Here is a 15,462-nt window from a genome sequence, read left to right on the forward strand (position 1 = left end):
CAGTGGAGGGGCTGTCATGGCCCGAACGGAGTGCTCCGAAGTGGCCCGGTCCGGCCGGGGTGCGACCGGTGTGACTGCTGCGCCGGATGATGCGCCGGTGGTGCGCCCCGCGCACGCCCCCGGGGCGCCGCGAGCGGGCCGGAAGGCGTCCCGGTCGCGTCACTGATACCCTGGTATCCCGTGGACCGGTGGGATCAAACGCCCCGGACCAGCCGAATCGACGACCCCCCGAGTGCCGTGCACCGCACCGCCTCCCGTCGTTCGGCGAGTCGAGAGCATCCCGCCCACGTCACCTTCGACACGCGACCCACGGGAGCCCCCTCTTGGCACAGCCCCATTCCGGCAAGGCAGCGAACGGCCGCGCCGTGACGACCAAGCACCTCTTCGTCACCGGGGGTGTCGCCTCTTCGCTCGGCAAGGGCCTCACCGCCTCCAGCCTCGGCGCGCTCCTCAAGGCCCGCGGCCTGCGCGTCACCATGCAGAAGCTCGACCCGTACCTCAACGTGGACCCGGGCACCATGAACCCGTTCCAGCACGGTGAGGTCTTCGTCACGGACGACGGCGCCGAGACCGACCTGGACATCGGCCACTACGAGCGGTTCCTGGACACCAACCTGCACGGTTCGGCGAACGTCACCACCGGCCAGGTCTACTCCACCGTCATCGCCAAGGAGCGACGCGGCGAGTACCTGGGCGACACCGTCCAGGTCATCCCCCACATCACCAACGAGATCAAGTCCCGGATCCGCCGGATGGCGACCGAGGACGTCGACGTGGTGATCACCGAGGTCGGCGGGACCGTCGGCGACATCGAGTCGCTGCCGTTCCTGGAGGCCGTCCGCCAGGTCCGCCACGAGGTCGGCCGGGACAACGTGTTCTTCGTGCACGTCTCCCTGCTGCCGTACATCGGCCCCTCGGGCGAGCTGAAGACCAAGCCCACCCAGCACTCCGTCGCCGCGCTGCGCAACATCGGCATCCAGCCCGACGCCATCGTGCTGCGCGCCGACCGCGAGGTCCCGCAGGCCATCAAGCGCAAGATCTCGCTGATGTGCGACGTGGACGAGGAGGCCGTGGTCGCGGCCATCGACGCCAAGTCGATCTACGACATCCCCAAGGTCCTGCACGGCGAGGGCTTGGACGCCTACGTGGTGCGCCGGCTCGACCTGCCGTTCCGCGACGTGGACTGGACGACCTGGGACGACCTGCTGCGCCGCGTCCACGAGCCGCAGCACATCGTCAAGGTCGCCCTGGTCGGCAAGTACATCGACCTGCCGGACGCCTACCTGTCGGTGACCGAGGCGCTGCGCGCCGGCGGCTTCGCCAACAACGCCCGGGTCGAGATCAAGTGGGTGACCTCGGACGACTGCGAGACGCCTGAGGGCGCCCGGGCGCAGCTCGGCGACGTGGACGCGATCTGCATCCCCGGCGGCTTCGGCGACCGCGGCGTCAACGGCAAGGTCGGCGCCATCACCTTCGCCCGCGAGAACCGCGTCCCGCTGCTCGGCCTGTGCCTGGGTCTGCAGTGCGTGGTCATCGAGGCGGCCCGCAACCTGGCCGGCCTGCCCGAGGCCAACTCCACCGAGTTCGACGCCGCCGCCAAGCACCCGGTCGTCTCCACGATGGCCGAGCAGCTGGCCATCGTCGACGGCAAGGGCGACCTGGGCGGCACCATGCGTCTGGGCCTGTACCCGGCCAAGCTCGCCGAGGGCTCGATCGTCCGTGAGGTCTACGGCGGCGAGCAGTACGTCGAGGAGCGCCACCGCCACCGCTACGAGGTCAACAACGCCTACCGCGCGGACCTCGAGAAGACCGGCCTGCAGTTCTCCGGCCTCTCCCCCAAGGGCGACCTGGTCGAGTACGTCGAGTACCCGCGCGAGGTGCACCCGTACCTGGTGGCCACCCAGGCCCACCCGGAGCTGAAGTCCCGCCCGACCCGCCCGCACCCGCTGTTCGCGGGTCTGGTCAAGGCCGCCATCGAGATCAAGAGCACCGCGGCCGAGTAAGTCGCCGGTCGTTCACCGGACGGCGGCCCCGCGATTCCCGCGGGGCCGCCGTCCGGCGTTAGATTGTGTCGTACTGACGAAAAGGGGAGAGCGATGGACGAGCAGCGCGACCAGGGGATCGCCGACGTGGCCGAGGAGTGGGAGGTCCGGGAGAGCCGGACGCCGTTCCAGGGCAAGGTCACCGGTGTGCGCAGCGAAGAGGTCCGGATGCCCGACGGCAGCTGGGCCCGCCGCGACTACCAGACCCACCCCGGCTCGGTCTCCGTGCTCGCCCTGGACGACAAGCAGCGGGTGCTGATCCTGCGGCAGTACCGGCACCCCGTCCGCCAGCGCCTGTGGGAGCTGCCCGCCGGCCTGCTCGACGTGCCCGGCGAGAACCCGTGGCACGCCGCGCAGCGCGAGCTGTACGAGGAGGCGCACTGCAAGGCCGGCACCTGGCGCATCCTCGCCGACTACTACACCTCCCCGGGCGGCACCGACGAGGCGCTGCGGATGTTCCTCGCCACCGACCTCGCGGAGGCCGAGGGCGAGCGCTACGCGGCGGAGGGCGAGGAACAGGAGATCGAGGTCGCCTGGGTGCCGGTGTCCGACCTGATCCGGCTGATCCACGCCGGGCGGCTGCACAACCCGACCCTGGTCACCGGCACGCTCGCCGTGCACGCCGCGCTCACCGGACCGGACGGGCTGGACGGACTGCGCCCGGCGGACTCGCCCTGGCCGGCCCGGCCCTTCGAGGGGTGAGCGAACGGCCCGTACGCCTCCTGAGCACCCTGCTGTTGATCCGCAAGGGTGATTTACCGGTTCGTACGACCGGATGTCACCTCGGCTGAGCCGGACGGTCGAACTACGCTTCGCAGACAGGGCGCCCGTCCCGGGCCGCCTCCGCTGAGGCCGGATGACGTCGGGAGTGGCACGGGTGGCGAGGAAGACGGCGACGATGGACCCCGGCCCCGACGCGCCCGTCGGGGCCGTTCCGGGCCTCGACCGGCTGCCGGCCGGGCCCGCGCTGTTCGTCGGGCGGCGCACCGAACTGGCCGCGCTGCGGGCGGCCGCCGCGCGCCCGGCCACCGGCCGCAGCCCGGTGCTGGTCCTGGCCGGTCGCCCCGGCTCCGGCCGCACCACGCTGGCGGTCCGCTTCGCCCGCACCGCCGCCGCGGACCACCCCGACGGTGTGCTCTTCGCACGTCTGTCCGCCCCCGACGGCGGCCGGGTGGCGCCCGCCCGGGCCGCCCGCCTGCTGCTGGAGCAGCTCGATCCCGAGGCCCCCGTGCCGCTGCCCGGCGCCACCGGGGACGGGCGGGACGAGCCCGCCTGCGTCGCGCTGCGCGAGGCGCTCGTGGGCCGCCGGGTCCTGCTGGTGCTGGACGACGTCCGGGACGCCGGGCAGCTGTGGCCGCTGCTCGCGGACGAACCCGGCTGCCTGGTGCTCGCCACCACCGCCGGGCCGCTCACCGGCATCGAGGACATCGACCCGGTGATCCTCGGCGGGCTCGACCGGCAGGCCTCCGGCGAACTGCTCGCCGACCTGGTCGGCGGCACCCGGATCTCCTGCGACCCGGTCGGCGGCGCCGACCTGGCGGAGGCCTGCGCGGCCCGGCCGGCCGCCCTGCGGCTGATGGCCGGATGGCTGCGCGGCGACCCGAAGGCGGCCGTCACCGAGGCGGCGCGCGAGCTCACCCGGGTGGTGGGCGAGGAGTCGGCACGGTCGGCGGTGCCGAAGGGGGAGGGGGAGAAGGCGGAGAAGCCCGTACAGGGGCCGAAGACCGCCCAGGCGCCGACGCCCGGGAAGGCCGCGACGCCGGTACAGGGGGCGGCCCCGGGGAAGGCTGCGAAGCCCGTACAGGGCGCGGCGTCGGGGAAGGCCGCGAAGTCCGTACAGGGGCCGAAGGCTGCCCAGGTGTCGACGCCCGGGAAGGCCGCGACGCCCCCACCGCTGGGGGAGAAGCCGGCCGAGGGCCCGCCGCCGGAGCCCGCCGCCGGCGAGACGGCCGGGGAGCAGGCGGCCTGGGTGAAGCCCGGCCCGGAGCCGGCCGAGCCGGTGCCCGTCCCCGACAGCGACCCGCTGATCGGCGCGTTCACCCTGCTGTACGGCACCCTCCCGGCCGCCCAGGCGCGGATGCTGCGCACCCTCACCCTGGCCCCGGCGCAGACCGCCGACCCGCGCACCGCCTCCGCCCTGGTCGGCTGCCCGGCACCGGAGGCGGCCGTGACGCTCGCCGCACTGGCCGAACGGGAGCTGCTCGGCCAGGAGGCGCCGGCCGCCGACGGCAGCCCGCGCTACCGGGTGCCCGGGCGCCTCTACCCGAGGCTGGTCCGGCTGCGCGAGCAGGAGGACCGGCCCGCCGAGACCGAGCTCGCCCGGGCCAGGCTGCTGGAGCGGCTGGTCCGGCTCACCGAGTCGGCCCGCGCCCTGCTGGACCCGGCGGGCAGCGGCCCCGGGCCGGACCCGCTGCCCGCCGCCCTGCGGCTGGGCTCGGCGGAGCACGCCCGGGAGTGGCTGCTCGGCGAGCGGGACCTGCTGCTCGGGGCGGTGGCCGACGCGATCGGCCAGGGCGACCTGGACGGCTCGGCGGGCCGGCTGGTCACCGCGCTGCTGCGGGCGCTGCCGCTGACCGGCGCCGCCGCCCCCGCCGACCTCTACCGGCTGCACGAACTGGTGCTGACCGTCGCCGAGCGGCACGGCAGACCCCGCCGGGCCTCGGCCGCGCTGCTCAACCTGGGCGACCTACAGGCCGCCGCGGGCCGCTGGGAGCAGGCCGTCACGCACTACCGGGCCGCCCTGGAGCACGCCCGCACGGCCGGGGACGAACCGCTCTGCGCCCGGGCCCTGGAGGGTGCGGCCGGCTGCCACCGGGCGCTCGGCGACGCGGTGCGCGCCGCCGACTGGTACGGGCGGGCACTCGGCCTGCGGCAGTCGATGGGGGAGCCCGCCGCCGAGGCCCGGCTGCTCGCCCGGGTGGCCGAGGCGCACGCCGCGCAGCGCCGTTTCGACGAGGCGGACCGCGAGTACCGGGCCGCGCTGGCGGTGCTGCGCAGGCTCGGCGACGAGCGCGGCCGGGAGGCCGTCGGGGCCGCCCTCGCGGACCTGCGGGAACGGGTCGACGCCGGGTGGTGAGGGGTCTTTCGGAGGTATTGTCGAAGATGCCCGGTTAACACATCTTTGGTGGGAAGATCGCAAGGGAAGCCTACGAACCTGCCAATGTGTTCGGCAGATTTATTCACTTTGGAAGGCTGACACGCCGACTGGGCTTCATTACACTCGAACTCAGTCGCGCAGCGATCCCCGCCCCGGGCTGCCCCGGAGGCTTCCCCACGTGCGCGTCGCCCGCCGGTCTTCTCCGGTAGGGACCCCCATGGCAAGAGGACGTGTTTAGCCGTGAAGGTCGGCATCCCCCGCGAGGTCAAGAACCACGAGTACCGCGTGGCCATCACGCCCGCCGGCGTGCATGAGCTGGTCCGCAACGGACACGAGGTCTACATCGAGGACAACGCCGGTGTCGGCTCCTCGATCCCCAACGAGGAGTACGTGGCCGCCGGCGCCACCATCCTCCCCACCGCCGACGAGGTGTGGGCCACCGCCGACCTGCTGCTGAAGGTCAAGGAGCCCATCGCCTCCGAGTACCACCGGCTGCGCAAGGGCCAGACCCTCTTCACGTACCTGCACCTGGCGGCCGACCGCGCCGGCACCGACGCGCTGATCGCCTCGGGCACCACCGCCATCGCGTACGAGACCGTGCAGCTCGGCAACGGCGCGCTGCCGCTGCTCGCCCCGATGTCCGAGGTCGCGGGCCGTCTCGCCCCGCAGGTCGGCTCGTACCACCTGATGCGCCCGGCCGGCGGCCGCGGCGTGCTGCCCGGCGGCGTGCCCGGCACCCACCCGGCCAAGGCCGTCGTCATCGGCGGTGGCGTCTCCGGCTGGCACGCGGCCACCATCGCCATCGGCATGGGCTACGAGGTGACCCTGCTCGACCGCGACATCAACAAGCTGCGCGAGGCCGACCGCATCTTCGGCACGAAGATCAAGGCCATCGTCTCCAACACCTTCGAGCTGGAGAAGGCCGTCATCGAGGCCGACCTGGTCATCGGCGCGGTGCTGATCCCGGGCGCCAAGGCCCCGAAGCTCGTCACCAACGAGCTGGTCTCCCGCATGAAGCCGGGCTCCGTGCTCGTCGACATCGCCATCGACCAGGGCGGCTGCTTCGAGGACTCGCACGCCACCACGCACGCCGAGCCGACCTTCCAGGTCCACAACTCGGTCTTCTACTGCGTGGCCAACATGCCGGGCGCCGTCCCGAACACCTCCACCTACGCGCTGACCAACGCGACGATGCCGTACGTCGTCGAGCTGGCCAACCGCGGCTGGAAGGAGGCGCTGCGCCGTGACCCGGCGCTCGCCAAGGGCCTGAACGTGCACGAGGGCCAGATCACCTTCCCGGCCGTGGCCGAGGCCTTCGGCCTGGAGTCGGTCTCGCTGGAGAGCGTGCTCGCCTGATCCGGTGATCCTGCGATTCGGTGATCCAGAGATCCGCTGATCCAGAGATCCGCTGATCCTGCGATCCGGTGATCCAGAGATCCTGCGATCCGGTAGACCGCCCGGCGGTCGTTCGCCCCCGACCCGATCCCCTCGGGCCGGGGGCTTCGCCGTGCCCGTGAACGGGTGGTGGAGCGGACGGGTCGCTCTGTCGTCAATTTCTGTCGGTCGTGTCACCCCACCGCAGAAACGTTAGGGTCAACGGCCTACTCATCCCTTGACATCGGCCCGCCCGATAGTCGACACATCCGGCCCACTACCGTGGATTGTGTTGCTGCGAACGCCTTGAACGGCCTAGAGTCGCAAACCGTCGGCATGCTGCCACGCTGACGAATCGACATAGAGTCCTGGATGCCCAAGGAGGTAAGACGACTTGTGAATGAGTCGACATTTGCTCCCGGGGGTGGTCAGCCAGGACTGGCGGAGCGCACCGCCGGCCAGCCGAGTGAGGAGCCAGGGGCCCGGCAGCCCTCCGTGGGCTCGGCCGAGGTCGGCTCGGTCGCACTCCGCACCTTCGAAGCACGCCAGAACACAGCGCAGGTGACCACGGTGACCGATCACGACGCCGACTTGGCGGCCTACGGCCTGGCCTACGGCGAGTTCGCCTACGGCGCCTACGACGACCCGGACGCCGAGTACGAGCCGGACCCGGAGTACGCCGCCACGCTGGCCCCCGACGCCGCGCGCCAGCGCCGCGAGCGGGTCGGCCCGACCGGCCGCCCGCTGCCGTACTTCCCGATCCCCGCCCCGGTGGCCGAGCACGGCCCCGCGCAGATCATCGCCATGTGCAACCAGAAGGGCGGCGTCGGCAAGACCACGTCGACCATCAACCTGGGCGCCGCGCTGGCCGAGTACGGCCGCCGGGTGCTGCTCGTCGACTTCGACCCGCAGGGCGCGCTCTCGGTCGGCCTCGGCGTCAACCCGATGGAGCTCGACGTCACCGTCTACAACCTGCTCATGGAGCGGGGCCTGACGGCCGATGAAGTGCTGCTCAAGACGGCCGTGCCGGGCATGGACCTGCTGCCGTCCAACATCGACCTCTCCGCCGCCGAGGTGCAGCTGGTCAGCGAGGTGGCCCGGGAGTCCGCGCTGGCCCGCGCGCTGAAGCCGCTGCTGCCCGACTACGACTACGTCATCATCGACTGCCAGCCCTCGCTGGGCCTGCTGACGGTCAATGCGCTGACCGCCGCTCACAGCGTCATCGTCCCGCTGGAGTGCGAGTTCTTCGCGCTGCGCGGCGTCGCGCTGCTGACCGAGACCATCGAGAAGGTGTGCGAGCGGCTCAACCCCGAGCTGCGCCTGGACGGCATCCTCGCGACCATGTACGACTCGCGCACCGTGCACAGCCGCGAGGTGCTGGCGCGCGTCGTCGAGGCGTTCGGCGAGCACGTCTTCCACACCGTCATCGGGCGGACCGTGCGCTTCCCGGAGACCACCGTCGCCGGCGAGCCCATCACCACGTACGCGACCAACTCGGTCGGTGCCGCCGCCTACCGCCAGCTCGCCAGGGAGGTGCTCGACCGGTGCCGCCCCGCCGAGTGAGTCTCCCGGGGGCCGACGAGCTGTTCCGGACCACCGGCGGGATGGCGCTGTCGCCGTCCCTCGCGCCGCGTCCGGCCGCCGAGGCAGCCAGAGCGGAGACCGCGCGGACCGTCCACGGCACGGACGGCGCCGAAGGCGCCGAGGACGCTCAGGACACCCAGCGCACCGGCGAGGCCGGGCGGCAGCCGTCCCAGGACCAGCAGCCGGCCGCCGGCGCCCCGGCGGGCGCCCAGCCGCCGGCCCAGCGCTCCGCCTCGTCCGCCGGGCCCCAGGGCACCGTGCCGGCCGGCCGCCAGCACCCCGGCGCCGCCGAGGAGCAGGCCGGCGGCACCGGGCGCGCCCGGCCGCGCGGCCGCGCGCCGCGCCGCCCCAGCGGGCGCGAGCGGCACGACGAGAAGATCACCGTGTACGTGTCCGCCGAGGAGCTCATGGACCTGGAGCACGCCCGGCTGGTGCTGCGCGGTGAGCACGGCCTGGCCGTGGACCGCGGGCGGATCGTCCGGGAGGCCATCGCGGTCGTCCTGGCGGACCTGGAGCAGCGCGGCGAGGCCTCCATCCTGGTCCGGCGGTTGCGCGGCCGCTAGGCCCCTTCCTGGCCGTCAGTGGTGCCTCTGGTGCTGCTGGTGCGGTGCCTCCGGTGCGGCGGTCCCGGTGTGGCATCCCTGGTGTGGCGTGTCGACGTCCTGTGGTGACGTCCTGCGGTGGCGTCGATGTCGATGCCGAGGGCCGACGCCGGGAGGCGTCGACCGCGTGACGACGGCGTGTCGACGGCCCCGGGGGCGGGGCGGGCGGCCGGGCCGGGTGAAGATGGACCGTCATGCCGAGCACCGCCGAACCACCCACCACCGCCGTGAACGCGACCGAGGAACAGCCGCGGGGCGGCTTCCGGGTGCGGCTGGACAACTTCGAAGGCCCCTTCGACCTGCTGCTCAGTCTGATCGCCAAGCACAAACTCGACGTCACCGAAGTGGCGCTGGCCACCGTCACCGACGAGTTCATGGCACACATCCGGGCGATGGGCCCGGACTGGGACCTGGACGCGGCGACCGAGTTCCTGGTCGTCGCCGCGACCCTGCTCGACCTCAAGGCCGCCCGGCTGCTGCCCGTCGCCGACGTCGAGGACGAGGAGGACCTGGCGCTGCTGGAGGCCCGTGACCTGCTGTTCGCCCGGTTGCTGCAGTACCGGGCGTACAAGCGGGCGGCGGCCCTCTTCGGCGAGCGCTGGGCCGCCGAGCTGGCCCGACGCCCACGCACCGTCGGGCTGGAGCCCCGGCATGCCGGGCTGCTGCCCGAGGTGGTCATCACCATCGGCCCGGAGCGGCTCGCGCAGCTGGCGGCCAGGGCCATGGAACCCAAGCCGAAGCCCGTCGTGTACGTCGACCACATCCACAGCCCGCCCGTCAGCGTGCGCGAGCAGGCCGGGCTGGTGGTCGGGCTGCTCACCGAGCTCGGCGAGGCGTCGTTCCAGCGGTTGGTCGAGGACGCGTCGGACGAGCTGGTGGTCGTCGCCCGTTTCCTGGCGCTGCTGGAGCTGTACCGGGAGCGGGTGCTGGCCTTCGAGCAGCCGGAGGCGCTGGGCGAACTGCTGGTGCGCTGGGTGGCGGAGGAGGACCGGGGCGCGGTCGAGGTGACGGACGAGTTCGACCGGCCGGTGGGTGAGCGGGAGCGGGAGGAGAGTCGATGAGTGGTGGGAGCGGGAGCCCGAGCCCGAGCGGGAGCGGGGTCGGCGGGCGGCCGGTGCGGCGCCCGCTCGGGCTGCCGGGGCGGCCTCGGGCCGGGGAGTGGCTGGAGCCGGCCTTCGAGCTGCTGGCGGAGCCGGTGGCGGGGCCCGTGACGGATCCGGTGGCGGCGGGGTCGGTGGTGGAGCCGGTAGCGGCGTCCGTGGGTGCGTCGGCGGAGGGCGAGGCCCGGGTCGTGCACCAGAAGTCGGCCCCGTCGACCTCCGGCGTCACTGATGTGGTCGGCGTCGCTGATCCGGCCGGGGGCGAGGAGACGCCCGGGGCCGGGTTGAAGGCCGAGCTGGAGGCGATCCTGATGGTCGTCGACGAGCCTGCCGGGGAGGAGCGGCTGGCCGGCGTGCTGGAGCGGCCCCGGGCGCAGGTGGCCGCTGCGCTGCGCGAACTGGCCGCCGAATACACCGCCCAGGGCCGCGGATTCGACCTGCGGCTGGTCGCCGGCGGGTGGCGGTTCTACAGCCGGGACACCTGCGCTCCGGCCGTCGACCGCTTCCTGCTGGACGGCCAGCAGGCCCGGCTCACGCAGGCCGCATTGGAGACCCTGGCGGTCGTCGCCTACCGGCAGCCGGTGTCCAGATCGAGGGTTTCCGCCGTCCGCGGTGTGAACTGTGACGGCGTGATGCGTACCCTGGTACAGCGAGGACTGGTGGAAGAGGCCGGATCCGAGCCCGAAACAGGTGCGATCCTGTATCGGACGACGAACTACTTCCTGGAACGGATGGGGCTCCGCGGCCTGGACGAGCTGCCGGAGCTTGCTCCCTTCCTGCCCGAGGTCGACGACGTGGAAGCGGAGTCCCTGGAGGGCACGATGATCGCGGAGGCGGTCGCCGCCGCTGCCGTGCAGGCCGTGGGCGGCAGTGGCGAGGCCGGTCGGGCTGCGCCTGATCGGTAGGGGGCGGTGAGGTCGGCCGAAACGACCGCACATCCCAGACGGTAACGACGTACGGACACTTTGATGCGTAGCAGTGGCAACGGCAGGAACGGCAGCGGCGGCGGCAGCGGTCGCAGCGGACAGGGCGGGGGCCGGGGCGGCGGCTCCTACGGCGGCAGCGGCAGCGGCCGCAGCGGCTCGGGCTCGGGCTCGGGCTCGGGCTCGCGTGGGGGTTCGTACGGCGGTGGGTCCGGCTCGGGCTCGGGCTCGCGTGGGGGTTCGTACGGCGGTGGGTCCGGCTCGGGCTCCGGCTCGCGCGGCGGCTCGTACGGCGGTGGGTCCGGCTCCGGCTCGCGCGGCGGTTCGTACGGCGGCGGCAGCGGTGCCGGTTCGCGCGGCGGCTCCGGCTCGTACGGGCGTGACAGTCGCCGGGACGACCGGCGCGACGACAACCGGTACCCGGACCGCCCGCTGCGGCCCGAGGAGCGGCGCTACGACCGCCCCGAGTTCGGCGGTGGCCCCAACGCCACCCCCGCCCGCGGCGGCTACTCCGGTCGGCGCCCCAGCCCGGCCCCGCGCCCGCGCCGTGAGGGCCAGGGCGCCCCGGGCGACCCGCGCCGCCAGCCGCAGCGCTCGCGCGAGCTGCAGGCCAAGATCGAGGACGCCGTCCTCGCCCGGCACGACAAGCCGGCCGTCAAGCTGCCCAAGACCTTCGGCGAGCCCGAGGGCGAGCGCCTGCAGAAGGTGCTGGCCCGGGCGGGCATCGGCAGCCGCCGCGCCTGCGAGGAGCTGATCGAGCAGGGCCGGGTCCAGGTCAACGGCAAGCTCGTCACCGAGCAGGGCAAGCGGGTCGACCCGCAGAACGACGAGATCAAGGTGGACGGCCTGACCGTCGCCACCCAGTCGTACCTGTTCTTCGCGCTCAACAAGCCGGCCGGCGTGGTCTCCACCATGGAGGACCCGGACGGGCGCCAGTGCCTCGGCGACTACGTGACCAACCGGGAGACCCGGCTGTTCCACGTCGGCCGTCTGGACACCGAGACCGAGGGCATCATCCTGCTCACCAACCACGGCGAGCTGGCCCACCGTCTCACCCACCCCCGGTACGGCGTGACCAAGACCTACCTGGCCGCCATCCAGGGCCCGATCCCGCGCGACCTGGGCAAGCAGCTGGCGCAGGGCATCGAGCTGGAGGACGGCTTCGCGCGCGCCGACAGCTTCAAGGTGATCTCCAACGTCGGCAAGAACTACCTGGTCGAGGTGACCCTGCACGAGGGTCGCAAGCACATCGTCCGCCGGATGCTGGCCGAGGCCGGCTTCCCGGTCGAGAAGCTGGTGCGCACGCACTTCGGCCCGATCGCGCTGGGCGACCAGAAGTCGGGCTGGCTGCGCCGTCTGACCAACCCCGAGGTCGGTCAGCTGATGCGCGAGGTCGGTCTGTAGACCGGTCGGTATATTTCTATAGACCGGTCGGTATATTCCGATTGGGCTATGTAGACCGGTCGGTATATTCTCCCCCGGAGTCTGTAGACCGGTCGGTATATTCGGGCTTCTGCTGAGGGCCTCCCCGTCGAAAGGCGGGGAGGCCCTCGGTCGTTCGGTGGGGGTGGGCGGGGTGCGAGGCGGGGCGCAACCCCTGGTCACGGCCTTGTCAGCGCCATGATCCGTGGCAGAGGATTGCCACCGGACCACCATCCGCCCAGTGGCGGGACTGCGCCAGGGCCGGCGCCGGTGGGGGGCGAACGGGGAGACGGCGTCGTGTCGGATGCACCACTCAGCGCACTGGGACTGGCCGAGCCGGACGGACAGGTCTACGCGGCGCTGGTGGCCAATCCGCAGTCCACCGCGGAGGAACTGGCCGAGGGCTGCGGCCTGACGCTCCAGCAGAGCGTGCGCGCCCTGGACCGCCTGGCGCAGCAGGGCATGGCGACCCGGGCGCCGGTGGACCGGCAGCGCTACCTGCCGGTCGCCCCCGACGTCGCGATCGGCACCCTGATCGGCCACCGCGAGTCCGAACTGCGGCACGCCCGGGCCGAGATGCACCGTCTGATGGACGCCTTCCGGGAGGCCTCGCGGTACACCGATCCGGCGCACTCGGTGGAGGTGCTGACCGGTGGCGAGGCGATCGCGCAGCGGCTGGAGCACATCACCGAGACCAGCCAGTACCAGGTCCGCGGCTTCGACCGCCCGCCGTACATCCAGGATCCGGTGACCCCGATCCCGTTGCAGCGGCGGCGGTTGCGGGAGGGCCTGCGGCTGCGGACCGTCTACGACCGGGACGCGGTGGCCTGGCCGGGCCGACTGGAGCGGAACATCCTGGCCGGGGTCGCGGACGGCGAGGAGGCCCGGGTCCGGCCGTCGCTGCCGATGAAGATGATCATTTCGGACGACCGGATGGCGATCATCCCGATCAGCGTGGGCGACAGCGTCCTCGACGCCGCGTACGTCATCCACCCCTCCGCGCTGCTCCAGGCGCTGGACACGCTGTTCGAGGCGGAGTGGGAGCGCGCCGTCCAGTTGCAGGCCGCGATCGGCACCGGGGACGCGACGCTGGAGCCGGAGGCCGACCACCGCAAGCTGCTGGGCCTGCTGGCGGCCGGCCTCACCGACGAGTCGATCGCCCGGTCGCTCGGCTGGAGCGCCCGCACCACCCAGCGCCGGTTGCAGAGCCTGATGCGCTCGCTGGGCGCCACCACCCGCTTCCAGGCCGGTATGGCGGCCCGGGAGCGGGGTTGGTTGTGACAGGAGTTGGCTGTGCACCGGGCCGGGCGGACGTCGGGGGTCGGGCGTCAGCTCCAGGGGGTGAGGGCGGCCCAGCGGCCGTCCGGGCCGCGCTCGACCTTCAGCAGGCCCTTGACGGCGGAGCGGTTGAGCCGTCCGTAGACGTGCGGGAACAGCAGGCCGGGGGTGGCCCCGGGCGGCGGTGCGCCGTGCGGGGCCTCCCACTTGACCATCGGTTCCACCTGTGACTCCTCGATCAGCAGTGCCATCAGCGGGTCGGGAGTGTCGGCGAAGAAGGCGTTGGCCACCGCGAGCGCCGTCTGTTCGTCCGCCGAGCAGTGGATGAACCCGTCGGTGAGCAACGACGCGGTGGTGTACGGCCGACCGGGGTCGGACAGCCAGTCGTCCAGGGGTGCGAGGTGGAGGATCATGTTCCTGTTCTACCCGGTTTGGTCCTGAGCGGTCGTCACGAGCGGACCGGTGTTCAGACGGCGGCGGAGGCCGGGCTCCTCAGAGCCCGGCGACCTTGGCGGTGGCGGAGACCTCGTAGACCAGCGTGACCGTCCGACGGGCGCCGGGCCCGAGCGGGACGTCCCAGCGGAGGATGCCCTCGGCGTCGAAGGCGTCCGGCGACGGGGAGCACTCCTCCTTGCGCAGCCGCACCTCCACCGCCGACACCTCGGAGACCGGCACCCGCTCGCGGACCGCGACGACCTGTTCGTCCCGCTCCTCCGGGCCGGAGAAGCGGGAGAGGTGCAGCCGCACCGTCCGGGTGGTCGTCTGGCGGCCGGTGAGCCCGGCGGTGACCTGGCGTTCCTCGGCCTCGCGGACCACCCGGTAGCCGTCCGAACTGCCGAACGCCAGCTCGGCGTCGGCCCCGGCGGCGGTGAAGCCCAGCTCGCCTCGGCCGGTGAAGCCGCTGCCGCGGACCAGTTCGACCGGACCCGCCAGCAGCGGGTGCCCGGCCGTGTTGCGGAACCGGACCACCTGGGTCACCAGCGGGGACAGCTCCGGCGCGCACGCGTACTCGCTGCTCGCCTGCCCGGTGAAGGCGCCGAGCGGCACCCGGTGTGCCCGGCCGTCGGAGGGCACGGTGGCCGGAGCGGGCGCGGGCAGCACCCGGACCTCCCCGCCGTCGTCCACCCCCGGTACCCCGGCGGCCGGGCCGAGCGCGCTGATCGCCTCCTCGCGCAGCTCCACCTCGACCGTGCGGCGCTCCTCCGCGGTGCGCTCGCGCAGCATCAGGACGTCCTCGGCGACGGCGGGCGGGTCGGTGGCGAGGGCCGAGCGGGCGGTGGAGAAGGTGAGCCGGACACCGGTCCAGTCCTCGCCGGTGCGCTGCCAGACCACCGCCTCCGACTCCAGCCGCAGGCTTCCGCCGTCCAGGGTGGCCCGGTACGAGGGGCGCCAGAGGGCGCACGGCACCAGATGGGTGACGGCCAGCCCGCTCGGGCCGGGCTGCGCCGCCTCGACGGTGAGCTCCAGGTGGGCGACCAGTTCGGCCGGTTCCTCCTCGGCCTGGTCGAGGGTGAGCAGGGCCTGCGAGCGCTCCTGGTCCAGGCGGCGCAGCCGGGAGTGGGTGGTCCGCAGCTCCTCGCCGTGGCGCTCGCGTTCGGCGTCCACCCGGTCCAGTTCGCGGGACCAGCGGGTGCGTTCGAGCTCGCCGATCCCGGCGCCCTCGCCGATCTCGCGCAGCAGGTCGGCGGAGAGCTGGGCGAGCAGCGCCAGCCGGGCCTCCAGGCGGGCGCGGGTCTGGTCGGCGAGGCGGCTCGCGGTCTCCAGCTCGTGCAGCCGGTGGCGCAGCCGGGAGTCCTCCGGGCCGGGCGGCAGCGGGGCGCGTGGGATCCAGTCGCGGACGATCCGGGCGTCCAGCACGCGGGTGCCGGGGGCGATGGTCTCGGCGCGCAGGGTGCGGTCGACGGCGAGCGCGGTGAGCGGGCCCAGTCGCAGCCGCTGGACGCCTGCGGCGAGGTTGACGGTGGTGGTGCGTTCGACCTGGCTGCGGTCCTCCAGGCAGGTGACGGCGGTGACGGGGAGGGGGATGGTCGTTCCGGTCAT

The 15,462-nt window shown here is 73.3% G+C and carries 12 protein-coding genes; 10 read left to right on the plus strand and 2 right to left on the minus strand.

Annotated elements, in window-relative coordinates; genetic code table 11:
- The first annotated feature begins 323 nt into the window (after positions 1-323).
- The 10 genes from AC07AL_RS07480 (at position 324) to AC07AL_RS07525 (ending at position 13,425) form a co-directional block, all read left to right on the plus strand.
- The gene (locus AC07AL_RS07480) at positions 324-2,003 is read left to right on the plus strand and encodes a CTP synthase (protein ID WP_363586993.1); all 1,680 of its coding nucleotides are present in this window, start codon (positions 324-326) and stop codon (positions 2,001-2,003) included.
- Positions 2,004-2,096: 93 nt separating this feature from the next.
- Entirely contained in the window at positions 2,097-2,744 is a 648-nt protein-coding gene (locus tag AC07AL_RS07485) for an NUDIX hydrolase (protein ID WP_363586994.1), read from the plus strand.
- A gap of 175 nt (positions 2,745-2,919) precedes the next feature.
- Positions 2,920-5,118, plus strand: a complete 2,199-nt coding sequence (locus AC07AL_RS07490) for a tetratricopeptide repeat protein (RefSeq protein ID WP_363586995.1) — start codon at positions 2,920-2,922, stop codon at positions 5,116-5,118.
- Positions 5,119-5,379: 261 nt separating this feature from the next.
- A complete protein-coding gene (gene ald, locus AC07AL_RS07495; RefSeq protein WP_363624116.1) occupies positions 5,380-6,495 on the plus strand; it encodes an alanine dehydrogenase in 1,116 nt (371 codons plus the stop codon).
- Between the two features lie 513 nt (positions 6,496-7,008).
- Positions 7,009-8,076 carry a ParA family protein gene (locus AC07AL_RS07500; RefSeq protein ID WP_030245868.1) on the plus strand — a complete coding sequence of 356 codons (1,068 nt, stop codon included), beginning with the start codon at positions 7,009-7,011 and terminating at the stop codon, positions 8,074-8,076.
- Positions 8,073-8,660 carry a hypothetical protein gene (locus tag AC07AL_RS07505; protein ID WP_363586997.1) on the plus strand — a complete coding sequence of 196 codons (588 nt, stop codon included), beginning with the start codon at positions 8,073-8,075 and terminating at the stop codon, positions 8,658-8,660. Before AC07AL_RS07500 ends, AC07AL_RS07505 begins: the two co-directional genes overlap by 4 nt.
- Positions 8,661-8,893: 233 nt before the next feature.
- Positions 8,894-9,760, plus strand: a complete 867-nt coding sequence (locus AC07AL_RS07510; protein WP_363586998.1) for a segregation and condensation protein A — start codon at positions 8,894-8,896, stop codon at positions 9,758-9,760.
- Positions 9,761-10,032: 272 nt separating this feature from the next.
- A complete protein-coding gene (gene scpB / locus AC07AL_RS07515; protein WP_400811587.1) occupies positions 10,033-10,704 on the plus strand; it encodes an SMC-Scp complex subunit ScpB in 672 nt (223 codons plus the stop codon).
- 63 nt (positions 10,705-10,767) lie between these two features.
- Positions 10,768-12,126, plus strand: coding sequence for a pseudouridine synthase (locus AC07AL_RS07520; protein WP_400984524.1), 1,359 nt, complete (start codon positions 10,768-10,770; stop codon positions 12,124-12,126).
- Positions 12,127-12,441: 315 nt separating this feature from the next.
- The gene (locus AC07AL_RS07525) at positions 12,442-13,425 is read left to right on the plus strand and encodes a helix-turn-helix domain-containing protein (protein ID WP_159398525.1); all 984 of its coding nucleotides are present in this window, start codon (positions 12,442-12,444) and stop codon (positions 13,423-13,425) included.
- 47 nt (positions 13,426-13,472) lie between these two features.
- Here AC07AL_RS07525 and AC07AL_RS07530 read toward each other — a convergent pair whose 3' ends face one another.
- Together AC07AL_RS07530 and AC07AL_RS07535 are read right to left on the minus strand one after the other, a co-directional pair.
- A complete protein-coding gene (locus tag AC07AL_RS07530) occupies positions 13,473-13,835 on the minus strand; it encodes a DUF952 domain-containing protein (RefSeq protein WP_350883713.1) in 363 nt (120 codons plus the stop codon).
- A 79-nt stretch (positions 13,836-13,914) separates the two neighbouring features.
- A complete protein-coding gene (locus AC07AL_RS07535) occupies positions 13,915-15,462 on the minus strand; it encodes a mucoidy inhibitor MuiA family protein (RefSeq protein WP_478317151.1) in 1,548 nt (515 codons plus the stop codon).

The organism is Kitasatospora sp. NPDC043949 (assembly GCF_056435365.1).

Bases quoted from the DNA above. Each gene is read 5' to 3' on its own strand.
- AC07AL_RS07530 (WP_350883713.1), bottom strand. From the start codon at position 13,835: ATGATCCTCCACCTCGCACCCCTGGACGACTGGCTGTCCGACCCCGGT.
- AC07AL_RS07510 (WP_363586998.1), top strand. From the start codon at position 8,894: ATGCCGAGCACCGCCGAACCACCCACCACCGCCGTGAACGCGACCGAG.
- AC07AL_RS07520 (WP_400984524.1), top strand. From the start codon at position 10,768: ATGCGTAGCAGTGGCAACGGCAGGAACGGCAGCGGCGGCGGCAGCGGT.
- AC07AL_RS07535 (WP_478317151.1), bottom strand. From the start codon at position 15,462: ATGACCGGAACGACCATCCCCCTCCCCGTCACCGCCGTCACCTGCCTG.
- AC07AL_RS07485 (WP_363586994.1), top strand. From the start codon at position 2,097: ATGGACGAGCAGCGCGACCAGGGGATCGCCGACGTGGCCGAGGAGTGG.